Origin of the sequence: Flavobacterium glucosi (genome assembly GCF_048286535.1) — a bacterium.
Taxonomy (GTDB): domain Bacteria; phylum Bacteroidota; class Bacteroidia; order Flavobacteriales; family Flavobacteriaceae; genus Flavobacterium.
The window spans coordinates 38,564-60,113 of the sequence record NZ_JBLVPK010000009.1; the positions used below are offsets into that span (position 1 = coordinate 38,564).

At 34.9% G+C, this 21,550-nt stretch carries 16 protein-coding genes; 7 read left to right on the plus strand and 9 right to left on the minus strand.

The window, feature by feature from the left end:
* The first annotated feature begins 10 nt into the window (after positions 1-10).
* From ACNQGD_RS14075 to ACNQGD_RS14085, 3 genes are all read left to right on the plus strand, one after another.
* Positions 11-775 carry a helix-turn-helix domain-containing protein gene (locus tag ACNQGD_RS14075; protein WP_417997741.1) on the plus strand — a complete coding sequence of 255 codons (765 nt, stop codon included), beginning with the start codon at positions 11-13 and terminating at the stop codon, positions 773-775.
* Positions 776-859: 84 nt separating this feature from the next.
* Positions 860-1,486 carry an NAD(P)-dependent oxidoreductase gene (locus tag ACNQGD_RS14080; RefSeq protein WP_417997742.1) on the plus strand — a complete coding sequence of 209 codons (627 nt, stop codon included), beginning with the start codon at positions 860-862 and terminating at the stop codon, positions 1,484-1,486.
* A gap of 3 nt (positions 1,487-1,489) precedes the next feature.
* Entirely contained in the window at positions 1,490-1,978 is a 489-nt protein-coding gene (locus ACNQGD_RS14085) for an anthrone oxygenase family protein (RefSeq protein WP_417999718.1), read from the plus strand.
* A gap of 306 nt (positions 1,979-2,284) precedes the next feature.
* On the opposite strand, the gene ACNQGD_RS14090 is transcribed toward ACNQGD_RS14085, so the two are convergent.
* Positions 2,285-3,040, minus strand: coding sequence for an NUDIX hydrolase (locus tag ACNQGD_RS14090; protein WP_417997744.1), 756 nt, complete (start codon positions 3,038-3,040; stop codon positions 2,285-2,287).
* A 426-nt stretch (positions 3,041-3,466) separates the two neighbouring features.
* Between ACNQGD_RS14090 and ACNQGD_RS14095 the strand changes: the two genes are divergently transcribed.
* From ACNQGD_RS14095 to ACNQGD_RS14105, 3 genes are all read left to right on the plus strand, one after another.
* Positions 3,467-3,679 (plus strand): hypothetical protein, encoded by a 213-nt coding sequence (locus tag ACNQGD_RS14095; protein ID WP_417999719.1) that lies wholly within the window; start codon positions 3,467-3,469, stop codon positions 3,677-3,679.
* A gap of 191 nt (positions 3,680-3,870) precedes the next feature.
* Positions 3,871-4,209, plus strand: a complete 339-nt coding sequence (locus tag ACNQGD_RS14100; RefSeq protein ID WP_417999737.1) for a glycoside hydrolase family 3 N-terminal domain-containing protein — start codon at positions 3,871-3,873, stop codon at positions 4,207-4,209.
* Complete coding sequence (locus tag ACNQGD_RS14105; RefSeq protein WP_417999720.1) at positions 4,190-4,378, plus strand: hypothetical protein; 189 nt, start codon at positions 4,190-4,192, stop codon at positions 4,376-4,378. The genes ACNQGD_RS14100 and ACNQGD_RS14105 overlap by 20 nt, the downstream gene beginning before the upstream one ends.
* Positions 4,379-4,616: 238 nt before the next feature.
* On the opposite strand, the gene ACNQGD_RS14110 is transcribed toward ACNQGD_RS14105, so the two are convergent.
* The 6 genes from ACNQGD_RS14110 to ACNQGD_RS14135 all read right to left on the minus strand — a co-directional run bounded on the left by ACNQGD_RS14110 (position 4,617) and on the right by ACNQGD_RS14135 (position 15,110).
* Positions 4,617-6,356 carry a cellulase family glycosylhydrolase gene (locus ACNQGD_RS14110; protein ID WP_417999721.1) on the minus strand — a complete coding sequence of 580 codons (1,740 nt, stop codon included), beginning with the start codon at positions 6,354-6,356 and terminating at the stop codon, positions 4,617-4,619.
* Positions 6,357-6,372: 16 nt separating this feature from the next.
* Complete coding sequence (locus ACNQGD_RS14115) at positions 6,373-7,830, minus strand: glycoside hydrolase family 30 protein (protein WP_417999722.1); 1,458 nt, start codon at positions 7,828-7,830, stop codon at positions 6,373-6,375.
* A 27-nt stretch (positions 7,831-7,857) separates the two neighbouring features.
* The gene (locus tag ACNQGD_RS14120; protein WP_417999723.1) at positions 7,858-9,312 is read right to left on the minus strand and encodes a glycoside hydrolase family 30 protein; all 1,455 of its coding nucleotides are present in this window, start codon (positions 9,310-9,312) and stop codon (positions 7,858-7,860) included.
* Positions 9,313-9,315: 3 nt separating this feature from the next.
* Entirely contained in the window at positions 9,316-10,161 is an 846-nt protein-coding gene (locus ACNQGD_RS14125) for an endonuclease/exonuclease/phosphatase family protein (protein ID WP_417999724.1), read from the minus strand.
* Positions 10,162-10,472: 311 nt separating this feature from the next.
* Positions 10,473-11,990 carry a RagB/SusD family nutrient uptake outer membrane protein gene (locus tag ACNQGD_RS14130; RefSeq protein WP_417999725.1) on the minus strand — a complete coding sequence of 506 codons (1,518 nt, stop codon included), beginning with the start codon at positions 11,988-11,990 and terminating at the stop codon, positions 10,473-10,475.
* 12 nt (positions 11,991-12,002) lie between these two features.
* Positions 12,003-15,110, minus strand: a complete 3,108-nt coding sequence (locus ACNQGD_RS14135) for a SusC/RagA family TonB-linked outer membrane protein (RefSeq protein WP_417999726.1) — start codon at positions 15,108-15,110, stop codon at positions 12,003-12,005.
* 331 nt (positions 15,111-15,441) lie between these two features.
* On the opposite strand from ACNQGD_RS14135, the gene ACNQGD_RS14140 reads away from it, so the two are divergent.
* Positions 15,442-18,315, plus strand: coding sequence for a helix-turn-helix and ligand-binding sensor domain-containing protein (locus ACNQGD_RS14140; protein WP_417999727.1), 2,874 nt, complete (start codon positions 15,442-15,444; stop codon positions 18,313-18,315).
* Between the two features lie 64 nt (positions 18,316-18,379).
* Here the strand turns inward: ACNQGD_RS14140 and ACNQGD_RS14145 are convergent, their stop codons facing one another.
* Entirely contained in the window at positions 18,380-19,666 is a 1,287-nt protein-coding gene (locus ACNQGD_RS14145) for a UDP-N-acetylmuramoyl-tripeptide--D-alanyl-D-alanine ligase (protein WP_417999728.1), read from the minus strand.
* Positions 19,667-19,730: 64 nt separating this feature from the next.
* Positions 19,731-21,416, minus strand: a complete 1,686-nt coding sequence (gene gldJ / locus ACNQGD_RS14150; protein WP_417999729.1) for a gliding motility lipoprotein GldJ — start codon at positions 21,414-21,416, stop codon at positions 19,731-19,733.
* Positions 21,417-21,550 lie beyond the last annotated feature (134 nt).

Here is a 21,550-nt window from a genome sequence, read left to right on the forward strand (position 1 = left end):
TAAAAACCCGATGAATTTTAAAAATGCCATCCCTGATAAATCTATTTCGCTTTTTGTGAAAAATATTTGGGTGTTTGAAAGTCAGGATAAATACATAAAAACCAGTTTGCCCTTTTTTGCTGATGGTTGTCCTGGATTGGTGTTCCAGCAAACTGATAATGGACTAATCGTAAAACCGCACAACAAATTAATGCCCGAAATTTTTCTTTACGGTCAAACAATCATGCCTATTGAGCTGGAAATTTCGGGAACATATCTCATCATTATTTTTCAGCTGTATCCCTTTGTTTTAAAAACATTTTTCAACATAGCTCCCCAAAGCATAAATGATAATTGTTATTATTTGGAAGACACCAAAGAAGATATCGCCAAACTTAACCTTAAATTAGTACTATGCAAAACAGTAAAAGATAAAATTGAAATTATCTCAAAATTGCTTTTACGGTATTTTGAAAAGAAAAAACAAAACCTTGATTTTGAAATTCGACAAGGAATAGAAAACATTATTCACACAAAAGGTCAGGAAAGTATTCGTTCGATAGCTGAAAAATTAAACCTCAACATTCGCACTTTTGAGCGTAGATTTCTGAGTGAAACAGGACTTCCTCCTAAACAATTTGCCAAAATTATTCAATTTCAGGCTTCACTGGAACAATTAACTGTAAAAGATTATACAAAACTTACCGATATTGTATATCAAAACGGTTTTTCAGACCAATCGCATTTCATCAAAGTCTTTAAGGCTTTCACTGGCAAAACTCCAAAAAATTTCTAATAACTCACACAACTGTCGTTTTTATTCTATTTTACAGGATTTATCTGTCGCAACTTTGCCTCATTAACTTAAAAATGAGATGAAATGAAAGTAATACTATTTGGCGCAACAGGAACTGTTGGCCGTGAAATCGTAAAATTAGCCTTAAAAAATGGTCATGAAGTTACAGCCTTTGTTCGCAATCCGGAAAAGATGCAAAACATCAGTCACCCTAATCTTATTATTCACAAAGGCGATGTTTTGAATGTAACCGACATAGAAAATGCTTTGCAAAATCAAGAAGCTGTTTTGTGTGCATTAGGTGATGGCAAAATAGGAAAAATACGTGCTAATGGAACAAAAAATATTATTGATGCAATGAATAAAACAGCAATAAAAAGGTTGATTTGTCAAACAACGCTTGGTATGGGTGAAAGTTATGAAAATCTCAATTTTATTTGGAAACATATTATCTTCGGAATATTGCTAAAAAAAGCATTTCTAGACCACCAATTGCAGGAAGAATACATTCTAAATAGCAATTTGAATTATACAATTGTAAGACCTAGTGCTTTAATAGATGGAGAAATCACAAATACATATAAAATTGGTTTTGATGGGACATACAAAAAACTCAAACTAAAAATAGCTCGAATTGAGGTTGCAGATTTTATGATGCACCAATTGCAAACCAACGAATATTTAAAAAAAGCAGTAAGCATATCCGATTAAAAAATGAAATTCCCAGATATTACTCTCATTATTACAGCAACAATAACGGCATTAATGGCAGGATTTTTCTTTTCTTACTCTATTTTTGTGAGTTTGGGATTAGGAAAATTAGCCGATAAAGAATTTCTCGGCGCAATGCAAAACATCAATAAAGAAGTTCAAAACCCGCTATTTTTTGTTTGCTTTTTTGGCACATTGATAATGCTCCCTATTACCAGTTTTCTACATTACAACCAACATTCGTTTGTATTTTTGTTTCTCGCTACACTATTTTATTTGTTTGGTGTTTTTCTTGTAACAATTTTTGGAAATATTCCTCTGAATAATAAACTGGAAATCTTTGACATTTCAAAAGCAACTGAAACCACAGCAAAACACATGAGAAATACCTTTGAAAATAGTTGGAATTTTTGGAACAATATAAGAACTTTTGCTTCTTTGAACAGTATATTTTTTCTTATTTTGGATTGTGTATTTAATAAGGCGAACTGACAGAAAAATTCTCTCTCTCCTTTCATTATAAAAATCAAAGAGATTATCCTCATCCAATTATAACAATGTAATAAAAATTATACATACAGCTATGAAAATCATAAAACGAAAGAAAACTTCGTGAATCCATCTCTAACGTGGTGTTTATAATGGATATTTATAATTTGTGTGTCAAGCATAAACTACAATTCATTATTTTAAGGCTAATTTCTTTAAATCCTGCATAAAATGGTGCGTAAATAATTCCGTATAGACCACAACAAACTCCATTATTTCTAATGGAGTTTGTTGTATATTTATTTCAGATTACCAACCCTGCGTCAATCCGTTCTTTACGACTTCTTCATATTTTTCTTTATCGAAACTATATAAATTTGGAGCTTTGTGCGCTACATTACTTTTCTTCTCATCTAACTTTGTTAAAATCCCGATTGCCGTTATCTTACGCAGAAAATTTCTACGGTCGAGTTTTCTACCCAGTATCGTTTCGTACAATTTTTGTAATTCTGGAATAGTAAATTTATCGGGAAGTAAATTATATCCTACCGGCATTAAATTCAGTTCCATACGAAGGGTTTCCAATGCCTTATCCAGAATTTGTTTATGATCTAAAATCAATTCTGGCACCGCATTATGATCAATCCACTCCACAATTTCATTGTTCTCTTCGGGCTGCGGAAGCGTTTGTAAAAAATCGACTAAAGCATAATATCCAACCGTTACAAAACGACTAGCATACCATTTTCCTTCGTCTAAGGGTATTCCGTAAAAATCCAAAACTGCATTACTAATAGCAACACTACATCTTCTAGCTGCTCCGAAGGTAGAAAACTGCCTCAGAAAAATTCCTTTCAATCCTGTTCTGCCATGTAATACCGTTACAGCAGCCTCATCAATATCTTCATTTACAGGCACAAAACCGCCAGGTAAAGCCCATCTATCGCTGTACTTTGTTTTTATCAATAACACTTTAAGTTGATTGTCATGAAATCCGAAAATCACACAATCTATTGATAAACCCGGCTGATATTCTTCCTTGTTATCTAAAATGGTTTTTAACATGTGATTTATTCTAGTAATTAATACACCCTTTGAAATACGCAATTTAGTTCCTTTTTTAAAAGAAAATAAAAGTACGTCCAATTTCGAAAACTCGTCATTCTTTCTTTTTGGTTTAAACCAAAAAAATATTTCGGCAAAGAAACAAATACATTTAACAAGAAAACATATTTGCACAAAAAAATAATAAAAAAAAATCATTTATAAAAAAAATTATGAAATTTTATACCAAATGCATTGTGAATCAAAAAAAATATACATTGCTTCAAAATAACACATACGATTACTATTTAAAATAGTTACCAAAAAAACAACCAAATTAAAGACTATGAAAAAATTATTTTACTACTTATTGGACTTGCATTGTCTTCACAATCGTATGTCCAAGCAGTAGATTATCGTGCTAAAGCAAAAAAATTAGTTTCTTAAATGACCTTAGAAGAAAAAGTTTCCTTGTGTTCCGGTGAAACAGCTTGGTCTACAAAAGCCAAAACCAGACTAGGAATTCCTTCTATTTTTATGACATACGGGCCACATGGTTTACATAAAGCAGAAGGTTTCGACTTTACTAATAGTGTTCCTTCTCCTTGTTTTCCAACAGCGTCAGCACTTGCTTCGTCTTGGAATCCAGCTTTGGCATAAAAAATGGGTGAAGCTTTAGGAATCGAATCTCAAGCGAACGATGTTCAAATATTATTAAGACCAGGAGTAAATATGAAGCGATCGTCTCTTGGTGGGAGAAACTTCGAATATTTTTCTGAAGATTCAGTTTTAGTCCGAAAAATTGCTATTGGCTTTATAAATGGAGTTCAAAGTCAAGGTGTGGAAATTCCATCAAACACTTTGCGGCAAACAGTCAGGAAGTTGAACGCATGTCTAATAGTTCTAATGTTGACGAACGCACCTTGAACGAAATCTATTTTTCAGCCTTTGAAATGACCATAAAAGAAGTACAACCTTGGACAGTAATCTGTTTCTACAATAAACTTAACGGAACATACGCTTCTGAAAACTCTTATTTATTGACTCAAATGCTAAAAGAAAAATGGGGCTTACAAGGTTTTGTAGTTTCTGATTGGGGTGCAGTAAACGAAAGAGCTTTAGGAGTTGATGCCGGATTGCATTTAGAAATGCCTGCTAGCGGAGGTTTCAATGATAAAAAAAATTGTTGAAGCGGTAAAAAAAGAAACTTTGGCGGAAGCCAGATTAGATGAAATCGTGACAGATTTACTTGCCATTACCTTAAAAGCAAAAGACAGCCCCAAAAAAAGAATCGTAGTGGATAAAGTAAAACACAATGAATTGGCCAGACAAGTAAGTGGCGAATGTATTGTTTTATAGAAAAAAGAAAATGCGATTTTACCGCTGAAATCAGCTTTAAAAAAGATAGCTATTGTTGGTGATTTTGCAAAAAACCCACGTTATCATGGAGCGGGAAGTTCACAAGTGCGACCTACACAAATTATAAATGCAATCAACAGTACACTCAAAATACTGCCGATTGATTTTTTTATTGCTTTTTGATCTTTCGAGCCTTGATAGCACAAGAGTAAATGCAGGTGAAACCTCTGCCTTATTTTTATTTTTTTGCTTTTTTAAATTCCAAAAAGTTCAAATTGAAATTCCCTTTTTCAAAACGCACTTTGATTTTATTCGTTCCTTGTTTTAAAATCACATTTGTTAAAGTCACCGTTTTCCAATTGTCTTTTCCGCCCGAAGCAGGAATTGTTATTGTTTCAGAGATTTTCCCGTTTTCATCCTCTAAATAAAGTTTTCCACCTGAAGCCTCATTCGCATAACGTACAGCAACATCAAAAGTAGTTTTGGCTATTACCTCAACCGTGTATTGCAGCCATTCACCATCTTCAATAAAACCAACCTGAAATCCATTTGTCATTGTATCGTTGCAAGACTCAACATCAACTCCATCATTTCGCATCAATCCGCCTTTGTTCCATTTAGTAAATTTAGTACCGTCATAATTAGCGACATCTTTATCAAAATAAGCGTATTCGTTTTGTCCTAAATCATATTCTGTTGCAAATACTTTCCCTGGCAAAGCATGGTTTTTATATTTCTTAGTATCGGTTGTTTGAACTTGTCTGATCATTGCATCAATCACATCATATCTGATGGTCAGGTTTTTCATTTTGAAATTTTCCGCGATACCCATTAATGCTTTTTTAGCAAAATCAACCGTAGGTTTAGATCCTTTATTATTCCAATAGTGCAACAATTGATCGTATTCAGGCGTTTTTGTAACCGAAGAAACTCCCGCTAAATTTTCAATTTTTTTCATTGGCCAAAAAGCCCAACCAATATTATTTGATTCCATTAAAGAAATGGCTTCCTTGAACCAAACATTAGAATTTTCTCCACTTTCTCCCAACCAAATTGGCACATTATATTGGGTTCTGTAATCCAACATTTTTTGGATCGAAGCCACATCATTTTGATTCCAATATTTGTGAAAACTCAACGCCATATTTTCATCCCAAAGCGGAAACATTCCGTTGTAATTATTTCCCCAGCAATTCCCTTCAATAAAAATTAAATGATTTTTATCGATGGCTCGAATGGCATTTGTAACTCTAACTTGCAAGGCTCTTAAAGGCGCATTCAAAGTTTCATCACAACCATTTTGATTCGTTCCTGTAAAATTCCAATTGGGTTCATTGATAATATCATAAGCTCCTACCCAAGGATTGTCTTTGTAACGTTCAGCTAATTTTTCCCAAAGCGCCACCATTTTATCCTGATTGGACGTACTTTCCCAAAGTGATGGTTTAGCAGGATCATAATCAGAGATATTCGCGTCTTTTCCTTGACCACCCGGGGCTGCATGCAAATCCAAAATCAAATATATTTTATTGGCAGCACACCAACTCAACAAATCATCGGTCATTTTGAAACCTTCCTCCAGCCACGTATTCTCACCAGAAATCGCTTCTTGTTCCAGAGGCAATGTGTATAAATTGTAATGCATCGGCAAGCGAACAGAGTTGAAACCCCATGCCGCCAATGAATCAATATCGTTTTTTGTTATTCCATTTGCTTTGTACGCATCATAAAATTCTTCGGTATTTTTAGCCCCTATTAAATCCGTTATTTTTTGCTTAATTATGTGTTGAGGACCTGCAAACGAACCGGTTTGAAGCATATATCCTTCCTGGACCATCCATCCGCCCAATCCCAAACCGCGCAACACAATATTTTTTCCGTTTCCATCAACAATTTCTTCTCCATTTCTATGTAAAAAACCTTGTCCAAACGAGGTAATTGAAAAAGAAATAAAGGCTATTAAAATTATTTTTTTCATAAAATTGGTTTTAAAATTAATACACTAATGTTTGAATCCCGTGAGCGGGAATTTCAACAACCGTTTTCTCGGTAGCGATAATTAAATTATACGTGACTTTTTTATCGCTTTGATTCATTACTACTGTAACCATTTTTCCGTCTTTATTCAGGAATGACGTACTTATCAAACTGCTTCGGCTTACTGCTGTACTGACTCTTTTAGCTTCTGGTCGAATGAATTTTGAAAAATGTCCGATGTAATAATACGACGGCGTATAGATTAATTCCCCCGAATTGGTATCGGCATGGATGGGTGCAAAACAAAAATTCCCTACGTGATTTGGCCCGCCGTTTTGGTCCAAAAGGATGTTCCAATCCGTCCAACCAACCGTTCCATTATTAAAATCGTTAATCATAGACGTTCCATATCGTTCTCCATTCGCCCAAAATTGATATTTTTTGGCATCAAATCTTTCGACGCAACCTTCGGTAAACAATAAATTTTCAGAGGGATAAGCTTCGTGCACTTTTCGAACATTATCAAACATTGGCTCTCCTCCTGCCCAAGTTTCATACCAATGAAATCCCATTCCCCAAGCATATTTTGAAGCTTCCGGATCAGAAAAAATAACATTTGCTCTTTGATTCATCAAATCACGGTTGTGATCCCAAACAACTATTTTTTTATCTCCTAAACCTTCTTTTTTCAGTGTTGGTCCCAGAAAATTCTTCAAAAAATCTCTTTCAGCTTCCGCAGAAAACACGCAGGATTCCCAAGTTTGTGTTGCCATTGGTTCGTTTTGAACGGTCAATCCCCAAATTGACATTCCTTCCTTCTCATACGCTTTGATGAATTTTGTGTAATAATTTGCCCAAGATTGGTAATATTCTGGAAGTAAGGTTCCTCCTTTTAGCATGCTACCATTGCTTTTCATAAAAGCGGGCGGACTCCATGGAGAAACATAAAGCAATAATTTTCCTCCAGCAGTTTTTATGGCTTGTTTAAGCATTGGAATGCGATATTGTCTGTCATGATCTATATTGAAACTTTTTAAATCCTTGTCTCCATCTTTAATATAGGTATAACTTCCGCTCGAAAAATCAGAACTGTGAATGGTAGTTCTCAATAAGGAATACCCAATTCCTTTTTCTGTATCATAGTAGGCATTCAAAAGTTCTTGCTGTTTCTCTTTGCTCAATTTTGCAAAAACCTCAGCACTGGCATCCGTAATAGCTCCACCAATTCCCATGAAATTTTGAAATGTTTTATTAGGTTCCACAAAAACAGAAATCTCTGTTTCCAAAGGTTGTTTGGAACTACTAAAACTCAATTTATCAGTTTGTGTCAATCGTAACTTTGTGTTTTCTGCTGTAGTATAAACGGTAATCGTTTTATCTTTCGTAGAAAAAGACACTTGTTTTGTTTTATTTTTTTGCTGTGAAAAAGCCAAAAAAGTCAGTGCTAAAAGGGCTGCTGTAGTTATTCTTTTCATAATATAAATTGTTATGCTATTGTTATTTTACCAAATATATGTTCCTACTGAACCCGCTTCCAGTGAAGTTGTTATCCAATTTCCTTTGTATTTAATATTAAAAATTTCAGAGGTGTTGCCGTCATTTTCAACAATTAAAACTTTTTTTCCACTAGGCGTTTTAAAAGCCACATTATTCAAATTCCCACTAAAGTTACTCAAAATTCTCACCGAACCGGCAGGAACAAATTTAGAGGCGTGGGCAATAATATAATACCCTACATTTCTGGTGAAACTATTACTGCTGTTAATCGTCAATGCGCCTTTACAAGTGGTACAACCGCCCGGAGTATTTGGTCCAAAAGAAGCGTTATTGGCTAAGTTCCATTCTAATGCTGTTTTACTCCAATTGCGCATCGAACCAATGATTACATTTTTCACATGCCATTTCAAATCCCCTTCGAAACTTCCTGTCGAAGACGTGTATTGCTCCGTGAAATAGATGCTTTTATTAGGAAAAGCATTGTGAACGGTAGATAAAGCACTGATGTCGCCTTCGTACAAATGAAATGCAGAACCATCAACATAGGGATTCGCTCCTGGGTCATTCAACACTGCAATAGGATACTCTGGTTTGTTGCAATTATGGTCGTACGTCACAATTTTGGTTGCTAAATTTGCAGCTTTGAAAGCTGGTCCTAAATGATTTTTTATAAAATCGGCCTGATGCAATGCAATCATCAACATACTTGGATTATTGCCAGGATGCAAGGGTTCGTTTTGAGGCGTTACGGCATCAATGGTAATTCCTTCAGCTTTCATAGTTTGAATGTACTTCACAAAATATTTTGCATAAGCGGCGTAATACTCCGGTTTCAAGCTTCCGCCGACAAAACTAGTATTGTCTTTCATCCACACGGGTGGCGACCAAGGAGTTGCCATAATTTTAATATTTGGATTGATTGCAACAATTTCTTTTAGCATTGGAATCAAATCCGTTTTATCTGTTGCCAAACTAAAATTGTCCAGATTTATATCCGTTTGTCCGCTTGGTAAATCATCATAGGTAAATGGAGCAGCATTCAAATCTGACGCACCAATACTGATTCTTAAATAACTAATAGCAATTGAATTAGCATCGAAACCAAACAATTCTTTTAATAATTCTTGTCTCTTTTGAGCATTTAATTGATTGATAACCTGCGCACTTCCTCCCGTTAAGGTATATCCGAAACCATCAATGGTTTGAAACGTTTTAGCCTCATCAACCTCGATGTTTGCATAGTTATTTAAGGTTGAGCCAAAGGCTAAATTGGAAGTTTGCTTTTGTAGCATCACACTCTGATTGCCTTTTGTCAACCAAAAATCCATTTCATTTGTTACTATCGGAAAAGTTGGCGCCGGAACCGGTTTAACGATATCTCCAGCAGGTGAACATTTTGACATAAGAACCGTCAAGGATAGTAAAAACAGAAGTTGTAGTGTTTTTTTTATAGTGTTCATATTTTATTTAAAATTTAATTCAACATAAACCGGTAAATGATCAGATGGATATTTCAAGTCTTTTGAATCGCTCAAAATGGCATATTTTTTTACTTTCAAAACACTGTTTTTCGAAATAAAAATATAATCTATCAATTTAGTTACAGGTTCGTTGTGTTTAAAATTATTGAATGTTCCCGTAGGCCCAAAGGGTTTTTCTTGCGAAACTTCTCTTGTATCATCCATTGCTTTTTTAAGCAGTATTATTCTGTTTTCCTTAGGTTGTGAATTTAAATCACCCATAAGAATTACAGGATAATTTTTTGTGTTTAGTTCCTCCATTTTCGTAAGGATTAATTTGATTCCTTTGGTTCTGGCCGCTTCGCCAATATGATCCAAATGGGTATTAAAGACCCAAAATAGTTGTTTTGTTTTCAAATCCTTAAAAAGCGCATACGTACAAACTCTATTGTAGGCCGCGTCCCAGCCTTTTGAAATTGTATTCGGCGTTTCAGAAAGCCAGAACGTACTGCTTTCTTTAACAGTAAATCTTTCTTTTTTATAAAAAATATTAGACGATTCTCCTTGACCTATTCCGTCTCTTCCAATACCTACATTATTGTATTCAAAAAGTGCCGTTGCAATAGCAACTACCTGATTGGGTCTTGCTTCTTGGACTCCAAAAACATCAGGATTGTAAAATTGAATTTGAGACATGAAATAATCTTTGCGAAGACTCCACGCATTTTCTCTGTCACTGGCAACATCTAAGCGAATATTGTATGTCATCACTTTCAATGTTTGTCCATTGGAAAAAATTCCCATTAACAGAAAAACTACCAAAACAATTATTTTTTTTACCTGATTCATTTGACTATAATTATTACTATTCTGGATTTTTTTGTTCCTATGATTAACCCGCGTTTCTTTCTTTTAATCGAATTCGCAAACTAATATACAAAAAATTAAAAAAGCTGTTACATCACAACTGGCCTATCCTTTTCCTTTTTTGACTTCTAAAAAACAGCAATTTTAACTCGCTTTTCCAGAACAACCAGTTCCTTTAGCATTCAAAAAAAGCCTGAAATCTGATGACAACAGGCTTTTTAAAAAAACAAAAAAAAACCACTTATTTAACTACTAATTCTTATGACTCTTTCTAGGAAATTTAACCCTTATTTTTAATTATAATTTGGATTTTGAACAATTTGAGTATTTTCTAATTCTTTTAAAGGAATGGGCCAAATTTCATTTTTTCCGGCTACAAACCCTCTATTAGCGAGAACACTTGCTGCTCTTCCAGTTCGCACCAAATCATACCAACGGTGTCCTTCGCAAGCTAATTCTATTCTGCGCTCCGCTATAATTGCATCAATAGAAACGGCAACCGGAGTCAATCCAACTCGGGCTCGAACAGCATCTAACAGAGCTTGAGCTCGAACTCCAGTTCCGCCTAACGCTTCTGCTTCCATCAAATAGGTGTCTGCTAATCGAATTACATACATGTTTTGTCTGTAATTTAAAACGGCATCGCCACCTCCAGTTGTTATATCAGCGGTTAATGGCATGAATTTTTTGATAAAGAAACCGGTGTCCTGATACCCCGGAATATAATCTGCCAAACCTGCAGCTTTTAATGCTTTTAAATCCGCTACGGTTGATTTAAAACGAGGATCGGTTTTGATCACATCATACAAATTTTGTGTAATCGGATTAAAAGCAAAACCGGTAGCATAATCCGGAGCAGTTGATCCACTGGGTCTGGAATAGCTTCTTGGTCCAATCATAACATTGACACTATTCCCTTCATCAGAACCAGAACCCCAATTGCCCCAGCCTGTATTTCCCCTGTTAGTATTAGAAACCTCCAGAATGGATTCCGTGTTAAATTTATTAGCAACTACCCATAAATCAGCATAATTATCCAACAATTTATACCCATATTGGCTTGTTGTACCCGGTGTACCGTTTACTTGGGCAAATTGTGTTGCCGCCAAAGTATTTTTGCCTTGATACAAATATACTTTTCCTAAAAGTGCCTGAACAGCTCCTTTTGTAAGGCGCCCCGCTTCATCAGCGGGATTGGTTATTGTCATTGGTAAATCCGGCATGGATTCCGTCAAATCTTTTTCAATTTGCGCATAGATTAATTCCGGACTCACTTGAGTTACCGAAGCGATTTCGTTTGGCGTAAGCGGTACGGTAATTAACGGGATATTTTTGAACAAGCGCACCAGTTCAAAATAGTAAAAGGCTCTTAATGCTTTGGATTCAGCGGTAAATCTTGCTTTTACGGTTTCATCCATAGGCACCTCCGGTAATTTTACGAGGAGCACATTAGCTCTGAAAATTCCTTGGTAAAAATTGTTCCAATAACTGGTAGGAATAGTAACTGAGCTTATGGTATAATTAGAAAAAGATTGTATTCCGGTCCCATCGGTTGCGCCTCCGCCTCCTGCATAAGTATCATCAGAACCTGCGTTCAAGATGGTCACCATATTTTCGAATCCAACGGAATATTTCCCGATACCGTCATAAACGGAAACTAAACCTGAATAGGCTTCAAATTCATTTGAATAATACGCTTCTTCTAATGCGGTTCCTTCTGGATCTACATTCAAAAAATCTTCACTGCAGGCGGATGCTGCCACCAACACCACTAACAAAAGAAACGACTGTTTTATATTTCTAAGTTTCATACTACTGTTTTATTAAAATTGTAAATTAACGCCTAACATGACTGTTTTTGCCTGGGGATAAAACCCTCTGTCAATTCCCATGACACCACCTCCAATTTCAGGATCGTATCCTGAATATTTTGTAAAAGTGAACAAATTTTCACCTGTCAAATAAATTCTGGTTTTTTGCAATCCTGCTTTATTGATGATTGCAGTGGGAATCGAATACCCAATTTGTATCATTTTGAATCGAAGATAATCGCCGTCTTCCAAATAGAAATCAGATGGATTATTGAAATTCCTGTTAGAATCGTTTGTGGTCAATCTTGGAAAAGTATTGGAAGTCCCTTCGCCATTCCAACGCCCCAAAGCCGTAGTTTGATAATTGGAATTTGCAATATCCAAGCGGCGCAATCCTTGAAAAATTTGATTTCCGGTAACCCCTTGGGCAAAAACCATTAAATCAAAATTTTTGTAGTCAAAATTTAAGGTTAAACCAAAGGTAAAATCAGGAATCGGACTTCCGATAAAAGTTCGATCATCAGCTGTAATGGCACCATCACCATCCACATCCGCCCAGCGAAAATCCCCAGGTTTGGCATCTGGTTGAATCAAACTGCCGGCAAGATTAGTATAGGCATTAATTTCATCTTGATTCTGAAAAATTCCCTGGGTTTGAAAACCAAAGAAGGCATTATAAGGCTGACCAACTTGAACTCTTGTAATTGGGTAAGTACTTGCTTGAATGGTTTGCCCTCCGGATAAAAAGTCAATTCCATTTCCTAAATAGGTAACTTTATTTTGCAGATACGAAACATTTCCATTTACAGAAAAATTAAGTTCTCCAATACTTTTTCGATAACCCAATTCGATATCAAACCCTTTATTTTCCATGTCGGCAACATTCCCTACCGGACTTCCTGTTGCACCTACAAATCCGGGCAAAGTGACATCTTGCAAAATCCCTTTGGTAGTTTTGTTGTACAGATCAAAAGAGAAACTAATATTTTGAAATAAAGTAGCATCAAATCCAATATTAGCCTGGCTGGTTTCCTCCCATTTTAAATCCGGATTGGAAGGAGCATTCGGACTGTTCCCAATTGTAACTGCGCCGCCATTACCAAAACTATAATTCCTACCTCCGCCAATAGTCGCTAAATACCTAAAATCCCCAATAGCATCATTTCCTGTTATCCCGTATCCTCCTCTGAATTTCAATTGTTTAATCACTTTGTTTTCTTTCCAAAAATCTTCTTTTGAAGGCACCCAACCCAGAGAGAAAGAAGGGAAAGTTCCAAATCTATTATTGGATCCAAATCTGGAAGAACCATCTCTACGAATAATACCCGTAACCAGATACTTTTCGTTGTAGTCATAATTAAACCTTGAGAATAAAGAGGTTACAATATGTTCCGCACCAGTGTATGCAAAGGCATCAATTTGATCTTGCGGAACACTAAAATTAAAAGAAGCATCCTGATAACTGGTCACCGGAATATCATAATAAGTAACCCCAGTCCCGCTGGTAATATTATCCACATAAACACCCTGACCTGCTAACACACTAAAATTATGTCCCTTAATTTCTTTGTTGTATGAAATAATATTTTCAACATTCCAACCAAAACTTTTATTAGTTGTTCGGCTTACATTGTTCCTTAGCATAATGCTTGACGCATTCAGGTAGGATTCAGGAGTGAAACTCTCGCCACCCCAATAGGCTAATTTTCCGCCTAAAGTCGTTCTCACTTTTAATCCTTTTATAGGCTCCAACTCTAAATACGCATTACCGACAAAATTGTCTGACCAACCGTAATTACCTAATCGCGTTTGGATATAAGCTAATGGATTGGCCATTTCCTGCCCTACTAAAGAAGAAATTCCATAAGGATTCCCCATGGCATCTCTAATGATTCCGCTATTATTATAAGGAGCAGCGCTGGCTTCATTAGGGTCTGTAACTACAATTGGAGTCAAAGGATCCAGATTAATTACAGAACTTAATGGACCGCCATACTCACTATTTGTATTTCCAATTCCGATATTTTTTTCTCTTGAATACCCTAAAGTTTGTCCCAAGGTGATCCATTTTGATAATTTATGAGTAGAGTTAATTCGAATATTTTTTCTGGTATAATTTGAGATATCAGTAGCTACAATTCCTTCCTGATCCAAAAGTCCAAAAGAAAGATAAAAGGTAGAAATTTCATTTCCGCCAGATAAACTAAGCTCATGACCTTCGCGTTTAGCACTATTATTAAAAATAGTGGATTGCCAGTCTGTTCCGGCTCCTAATGATTCCGGATTAGGAAATGGAGCGGCAGCACCCCCAGCCACCGATGCTTCATTAAAAAGAGTCGCATACTCAGTAGCATTAAGCAAATTTAGTTTTTTAGCTGGAGAAGATACTCCTGAAAAACCGTTGTAACTGACACTGATTTTTCCTGATTTTCCTTTTTTGGTAGTAACCAATATTACTCCCGCAGCAGCTCTTGCACCATAAATAGCTTGCGAAGCGGCATCTTTAAGCACTTCTATAGATTGAACATCCGATTGATTTAAAAATCCAATACCGCCGGCATCCACCACAACACCATCAACAACCCAAAGCGGTTCGTTATTGCCAAAAGTAGTGATTCCCCTAATTCGAATAGTCGAGGATGAGCCAGGCTGACCCGAATTAGACGCAATATTAACCCCCGAGGTTCTTCCTTGTAATGATTGTTCGATTCTGGTTATGGGTAAGTTTTCTAAATCTTTCGCTTTAATACTTGAAATAGCTCCGGTAACCACACTTTTCTTTTGAGTTCCGTACCCCACAACCACGACCTCATCTAAATTTTGAGACTGAGGAATAAGTTTAAAATCAATTTGTAATCTCCCATTTATTACTGCTTCAATAGGATTGTACCCTAAATAACTGATAACTAAAGTTGCTTTAGAGTCGGCCTTGATGGCATAATCACCATCAAAATCAGTGCTAGTCGCTAAAAAAGTTCCTTTAATTAAAACTGTAGCACCTGGAATAGGAAAGCCCGATTCATCTAACACCTTTCCCTTTACAGCAATCTCTTGTGCCTGACTGTAAAATGAGAATAAGAGAGACAAAAAACAAAAAAAATGTGTTTTTGTTAATTTCATTTTTATAAAAATTTTGGTTAATTAATTAGTTATTTCAAACAATATTAGCGTTATATTCTCTGGATGTATAATAATTAATTATTACAAAAACACATCAACCCGTATTTTAAAACTACTCAAAAACCCATCATTAAATCCATAATGCACTGTTATTCAGTCTTTATATTTCAAAATCCAGATGTTATAAAAAAGTTAATTTAAAAACAAACACTATCTTTATAAAAAAGGGCTTTATCTAACGTAATCCTCGAATAGGTCACCTGTTAAGAATCTCTTTTTTTTTTAACATTAAAATCTTTTTAAAAAACGAAACATTAGTTACATTTAAATTATGCGATTTATAAAATTCATCATACTTTTTGTTCTTATTTCCGTTTCACAAACCCCTTTGATTGGACAAGTAAAAAACATTGGCATTCCAGAAATTAAAAATTATCCGAAATCAGATTATAAAGGCGGAACTCAAAACTGGGATATTGATCAGGACAAGAATGGCAATCTGTTTTTTGCAAACAACAATGGACTTTTTCAGTTTGATGGTTCGACTTGGACAAAACACGCATTACCAAATTTTTCAGGATTAAAATCCTTAAAAATTGATAATTCCGGTAAAATTTTTGTGGGTGGTTATAATGAATTTGGCTATTTTGAAACCAATCCCAAAGGGAAGCTAAATTATTTTTCTATATCAAAATTACTACATGCAGAAGCTAAGAATACGATCGATTTTATCTGGAAAATTCATTTGTATAAAGATGAAGTCATTTTTCAATCGTTTGGAGGAGCTTATGTTTTCAAAAATAACAAACTCGAATTTTTGGAAGCACCTGACAAGTTTCAATTTTCTTTTCGAGTAAAGGACCAGCTCTATTTTCAAGATATTGCACAAGGCCTACTCGCATACAGAGACGGGCAATTCATCCCTTTAAAAGGCACAACTTCCCTAAACAAAACCGAAATATGGGGCATGTTTACCTTGCCGAACAACCGCATTCTGATCACAACTTTAAACAAAGGACTTTTCATTTACGACGGAGAGAAAATCAGTTCCTGGGAAACAGAAGCGAATGATTTTATCAAAAAAAATAGTTCTTTGGGTGGCGTTCAAATGAATGAAACAACCATTGTTCTTAATTCTGTATCCAATGGAATGATTGTCTGTGATACAAACGGAAAAATAATTCAAACTATTAATCGCGCAAAAGGACTGTATAATAATACTGTTTTAAGTTCTTTTATCGACCATAAAAATAATATCTGGCTAGGCCTAGACAACGGTATCACTTTCATCAATGAAAACTCTCCATTTACCTATTTTGGCTTTAGCTATGATTTAAGTACGGTTTATGCATCTGTTATTTACAAAAAAAATCTTTATGTAGCCACCAATCAAGGCGTTTATTACCACCCTTGGAATGGATCTGTCAAGAACAATAAATTCATTCCTGTCACGGGTACAACCGGCCAGGCATGGAACCTTCAAATTATTGACGGGCAATTACTATGTGCCCACAACAACGGCGCTATAGTAATTGCAGGAGGAAAAGCGGTAAAAAAATTAGACACTAATGGATATTTTGGATTTAAGCAATTACGTGGTAATCCAAACTATTTTATTGGTGCCAAATATGATGGATTTTCCATATTTGAAAAGACGAATACAGGTTTGCAATTTAGAAATCACATTCAGGGATTCAATCAGTCTGCAGCTTCGTTTGAAATTGAAGACGATCATATTTGGCTCAAAAAAGATGCTTCCCTGTACAAACTCAAACTGGCTGAAAATTTGGAAAAAATTATTTCGACACGAAAATATGAAAATCTAACCTCTTCCAATAAAGGAATTGGGAGTATACAGCATTTGAATAACGACGTCTATTTTCAAACTGACAATCATTTTTTTAGATATTCACAAAAACAGGATTTGTTTTTTGAAGATAAAAAAATCAGTGCATTATTTCAGAATATCCCAAAAATAAGCGCCACAAATGAAGATGCTTTAGGGAATATCTGGTACGTATTCAACGAATCTTTAGGAGTATTAATGAAAATCAAGAATGGGAATTATAAAAAGCTACAAGCTCCTTTTTCAAATTTTAGCGGAAATCTGGTCAACAATCATCTCTCTATAAATACTGTAAACCCAAATACCATTTTTATTGGTCTAACCGAAGGTCTGGCACATTACGACTCCCAATTTGGCTCTGCTATCAATAAGAAACCAACCGCATTTATAAAGACATACTCTTTTCCAAAAGATACTTTAATTTTAGGAAATGCAACGCAAACCGAGCTGAAATTAAAAATTCCGTATGCTTCAAATCATATAAAGTTTACATTTTCATCTCCCATATATGAAAATATGGAAAACGTGGCATTCACATATCTACTGGAAGGTTTTGATGATCGCTGGAGCGACTGGTCAGCTTCAGCAGTAAAAGAATACACCAATCTAAAAGAAGGAAATTACAAAATGAAAGTAAAAGTACGAAACAGCTTTGGTCTTGAGTCCGAAGAAGCATTTGTTTCCTTTACTATTGCGCCTCCATGGTACAGGCATTTTTTAGCTTATTTACTTTACATTTTGATCATTACCGCTTCTATTTTTTTCATTAGAAACAGGATAAAAGTAAAAATACGAAAGAATAAATACTACGAAACGATTGAACAACGAAGATTATATTTAGAGAAAGAATCCAAAATCCGACAAGAACAATATGAATTAGAAAAAGAAATCGAAAAACTAAAAAACGACAAGCTTCAAATTAAAATTTTAACAAAAGACAAGGAACTGGTCAATAACTCTTTACAGGTTGTCAAGAAAAATAAAATTCTCAATGGAATTATTTACAAACTAAAAGACATCAATGTTGAATCCTTTGATGATGCCACCAAGTTCCAGTTTTCAAAATTGAACAAGAGTATAACAAAAGAGGTAAATGCAGATAAAAGCTGGAAAGATTTAGAGAAACACATCAAAAATGTGCATTTTGATTTTCTCAAAAGACTAAAAGAAAAACACCCCACTATTTCACCACGAGAACTGGACTTATCTACTTATTTGCTGATGAATATGTCAACGAAAGAGATTGCTGAAATCATGAACATTTCCAGCGGTGGTGCAGAACTAGCACGGTATCGATTGAGAAAAAAGCTGGAACTTAATAAAAAAGAGAATCTCACCGGATTTTTAATGAGCATTTAATAAAAATAAAAAATGCCATCATAAATTACTATGATGGCATTTTTATTATAAAAACAACTGTTCTTTATGTCAAGAAATTTAAAGTTCGTTCGAGTGCCATTCCCCTGGACCCTTTTATCAAAATAGTACTGTTATTGAATTCAGTCATTGGCAAATCATTCGAAAACGCTTCAAATGTATTGTAGAACCAAAAGTTGTTTTTTTCAAGTTTATTAGTATAAAATGCAGCGCCTATAAAATAACATTTCACTTTATTTTCATTCGAAAGCAAGTCAACGATTGCGCTATGTTCTTGTTGACTTTCCTGTCCCAACTCAAACATATCTCCCAATATCATTATCTTATTTGAACTCTCTAACTGCAGGAAATTCTCAATTGCTACTTTCATACTACTTGGATTTGCATTATAAGCATCCAGAATAATTTGGTTAGTTCCTTTTGTCAACAGTTGTGATCTATTATTCTCAGGCACATAACTTTCTAAAGCCTCTTTTATTAGGACATCATCGATGTTAAAATACTTTCCAATAGTGAAAGCTGCATTGATGTTATTGGCATTATACAAGCCTATTAAATGTGTTGAAATGTTTAGATTGGAATAGTTAATTACTACAAATGGATTTGCTTTAATCGAAGTAATATTGACAGCAGCATTTGTTTTATTTACACCAAAAGAATAAGACTTCAAGGCCTTTGATTTCTCCACCTGAATTGGGTCTTCCAAATTTATAAAGGCGAACTTGTCATTTACCGAAAGGTATTGATACATTTCGCTTTTGCCTTCAATCACTCCTTCAACACCCCCAAAGCCTTCTAAATGTGCTTTTCCAAAATTAGTAATATAACCATAATCCGGCGTTGCTAAATCACACAGAAATTCAATTTCTTTTTTGTGATTCGCTCCCATCTCAACTATTCCAATTTCTGTTTCTGAAGTAAATGAAAGCAACGTCAATGGAACGCCAATATGATTGTTAAGGTTTCCAACGGTCGCTTTGGTATTGAATTTTTTAGCAAGAACAACGTGAATTAGTTCTTTGGTCGTTGTTTTTCCGTTACTTCCTGTAAGCGCAATTATAGGTAATTTCAAATATTCACGATGAAATTTAGCCAGGTTTTGCAAAGCGATTAAACTGTCCTCAACTAAGATAGTTCTTTGATCAATAAAATAAGATTCATCATCAATTATGACATAAGAAGCCCCTTTATCTAATGCCTCTTTCGCAAATGTATTCGCATCAAAACGCTCCCCTTTTATGGCAACAAATAATGAGTTTGGCTCAATCTTGCGGGTATCTATCGAAACCGATTTACATTTTAAAAATAAACTATGAATGTAACTAATATCCATTTGAAATGATTTAAAAAAATAAAAGCCCTAATCAAAGGGCTTTTATTTTTATTATATAAAAAAATTAATTTCTAGCTGATTTTTTCTTGTCTGCTTTTGGACCTACTCTAGACATTGCACATCTAAAACCAATGTAATCTGTAGCCATATCCTGTGGAAAATACCTTCTTTGTGCTGGATCCAACCAATAGGCTCTATCTCTCCAAGAACCACCTTTATAAACTCTAACCTCATCATTTATTAAAGTTGTTCTCTTGCTTGACTTATCATATTTTCTCACCATTTTACCTAAACTATCTGTTGTAACATTGTGTTTAGGAGAGTTGTACATGATTTTTTCGTCTTTTTGTTTTTCAGTGTCAGCTTCTGAAGATCCAAAGTTATAATATCTTGTAGATTGTTTATCACCATCTCTGTAATTAGTATTATCACTTTTGTCAAAATTCTGTCTCAAATATGTTTCTTTTTCATCAACTGGAACTTGAGCGATTTGACCCGGGAATCTTCTGGCAACTATTCTACCATTGCTTAAGGTATCAAATTTCATATTGGCTGCAGTAACAATTTCTACTTTACCGTCTGCACCAATTTTATTTTTAGTATATTGATTCCCTCTAAAATAGTTAAAATCATTTGCTTCATTGTCGATTATAGGTCTGTAAACATCCTGCACCCATTCGGCAACATTTCCAGCCATATCATACAAACCAAAATCATTTGCAGGGTATTTTTTAACTTCATTGGTAATATCTGCACCGTCGTCTGACCAACCTGCGATTCCACCATAATCTCCATTACCTTGTTTAAAATTGGCTAATTGATCTCCTTTACTTTGTCTTTTCCCTGAACGGGTGTAACCTCCAGACCAAGGGTATTTTTTTTGACCTTTATAAATGTTGTATTCTCTTTGTCCTACATCAGCAGCAGCAGCATACTCCCATTCTGCTTCAGTTGGCAGTCTGTATTCAGGAAGAAGTATTCCAGAAGAGCGTTGTGCATAAACATTTTTAGGCTCAATAACTTGACCGTCTTTCCCGGTTTTAGGACTTTTTCGAGCTCCGTTTTTTCCTTTTAATACGATTTCTTCATTTCCTCCGTAGGTTAAAGTAGGTGAATTCAAATAGGTTTCTGTGTCAAAATTACTTTCCGCAGTTACATCTAATGTTTTTGCATTCTTTTTAAGATATCCGTTTTTTTCTAAAAGTGCTTCATTTACACGTTGTGTTCTCCAGTTACTGAACTCAACTGCTTGAATCCAATTTACGCCAACAACAGGATATTCTGCATAAGAAGGGTGTCTTAAATAATTATTAGTCATCGTTTCATTGTAACCCAATCTATTTCTCCAAACTAAGGTATCAGGAGAAGCCCCTTCGTATATATTTTTATAATTTTCTTCAGTGGGTGGATAAACACTTTTTACCCAATCTAAGTAATCTAAATACATGGAGTTCGTAACCTCTGTCTCATCCATATAAAAAGACTGAACGTGTTGTTGTGTTGGGGTATTATTCCAATCATGCATAACATCATCTTCTACTTTACCCATAGTAAATGTACCGCCTTCAACAAAAACCAAACCTGGTCCTGCTTGTTGTTTTTTATTTGAACCTGCTTTTTTGCTGTCCATATTCCAACCGGTTGCTCTAGAAGTATTTTTGGAGCTGGACTTTTTACTGCAACTGGAAAAACCAATTACTATTATGATTGACATCAACAATCGTAAGCCCATAATTTTGTTTGCTTTCATACTCTTTAGTAGGTAATAATTTAAGTGCCGCAATATAATAATTAAGGATTAATCAACATCAACCTTTTGGATAATTTTCGAAGATGTATTTTATCAATAATTCATATATCAAAACGCAAATTTATAATATTTAT

Excerpts from the sequence above, each read along its gene's own strand:
- ACNQGD_RS14140 (WP_417999727.1), top strand. The coding sequence starts at position 15,442 with ATGCGATTTATAAAATTCATCATACTTTTTGTTCTTATTTCCGTTTCA.
- ACNQGD_RS14080 (WP_417997742.1), top strand. The coding sequence starts at position 860 with ATGAAAGTAATACTATTTGGCGCAACAGGAACTGTTGGCCGTGAAATC.
- ACNQGD_RS14110 (WP_417999721.1), bottom strand. The coding sequence starts at position 6,356 with ATGAAAAAAATAATTTTAATAGCCTTTATTTCTTTTTCAATTACCTCG.
- ACNQGD_RS14115 (WP_417999722.1), bottom strand. The coding sequence starts at position 7,830 with ATGAAAAGAATAACTACAGCAGCCCTTTTAGCACTGACTTTTTTGGCT.
- ACNQGD_RS14130 (WP_417999725.1), bottom strand. The coding sequence starts at position 11,990 with ATGAAACTTAGAAATATAAAACAGTCGTTTCTTTTGTTAGTGGTGTTG.
- ACNQGD_RS14090 (WP_417997744.1), bottom strand. The coding sequence starts at position 3,040 with ATGTTAAAAACCATTTTAGATAACAAGGAAGAATATCAGCCGGGTTTA.
- ACNQGD_RS14085 (WP_417999718.1), top strand. The coding sequence starts at position 1,490 with ATGAAATTCCCAGATATTACTCTCATTATTACAGCAACAATAACGGCA.
- ACNQGD_RS14120 (WP_417999723.1), bottom strand. The coding sequence starts at position 9,312 with ATGAACACTATAAAAAAAACACTACAACTTCTGTTTTTACTATCCTTG.
- gldJ (WP_417999729.1), bottom strand. The coding sequence starts at position 21,416 with ATGAAAGCAAACAAAATTATGGGCTTACGATTGTTGATGTCAATCATA.
- ACNQGD_RS14125 (WP_417999724.1), bottom strand. The coding sequence starts at position 10,161 with ATGAATCAGGTAAAAAAAATAATTGTTTTGGTAGTTTTTCTGTTAATG.
- ACNQGD_RS14075 (WP_417997741.1), top strand. The coding sequence starts at position 11 with ATGAATTTTAAAAATGCCATCCCTGATAAATCTATTTCGCTTTTTGTG.
- ACNQGD_RS14095 (WP_417999719.1), top strand. The coding sequence starts at position 3,467 with ATGACCTTAGAAGAAAAAGTTTCCTTGTGTTCCGGTGAAACAGCTTGG.
- ACNQGD_RS14135 (WP_417999726.1), bottom strand. The coding sequence starts at position 15,110 with ATGAAATTAACAAAAACACATTTTTTTTGTTTTTTGTCTCTCTTATTC.
- ACNQGD_RS14105 (WP_417999720.1), top strand. The coding sequence starts at position 4,190 with ATGATAAAAAAAATTGTTGAAGCGGTAAAAAAAGAAACTTTGGCGGAA.
- ACNQGD_RS14145 (WP_417999728.1), bottom strand. The coding sequence starts at position 19,666 with ATGGATATTAGTTACATTCATAGTTTATTTTTAAAATGTAAATCGGTT.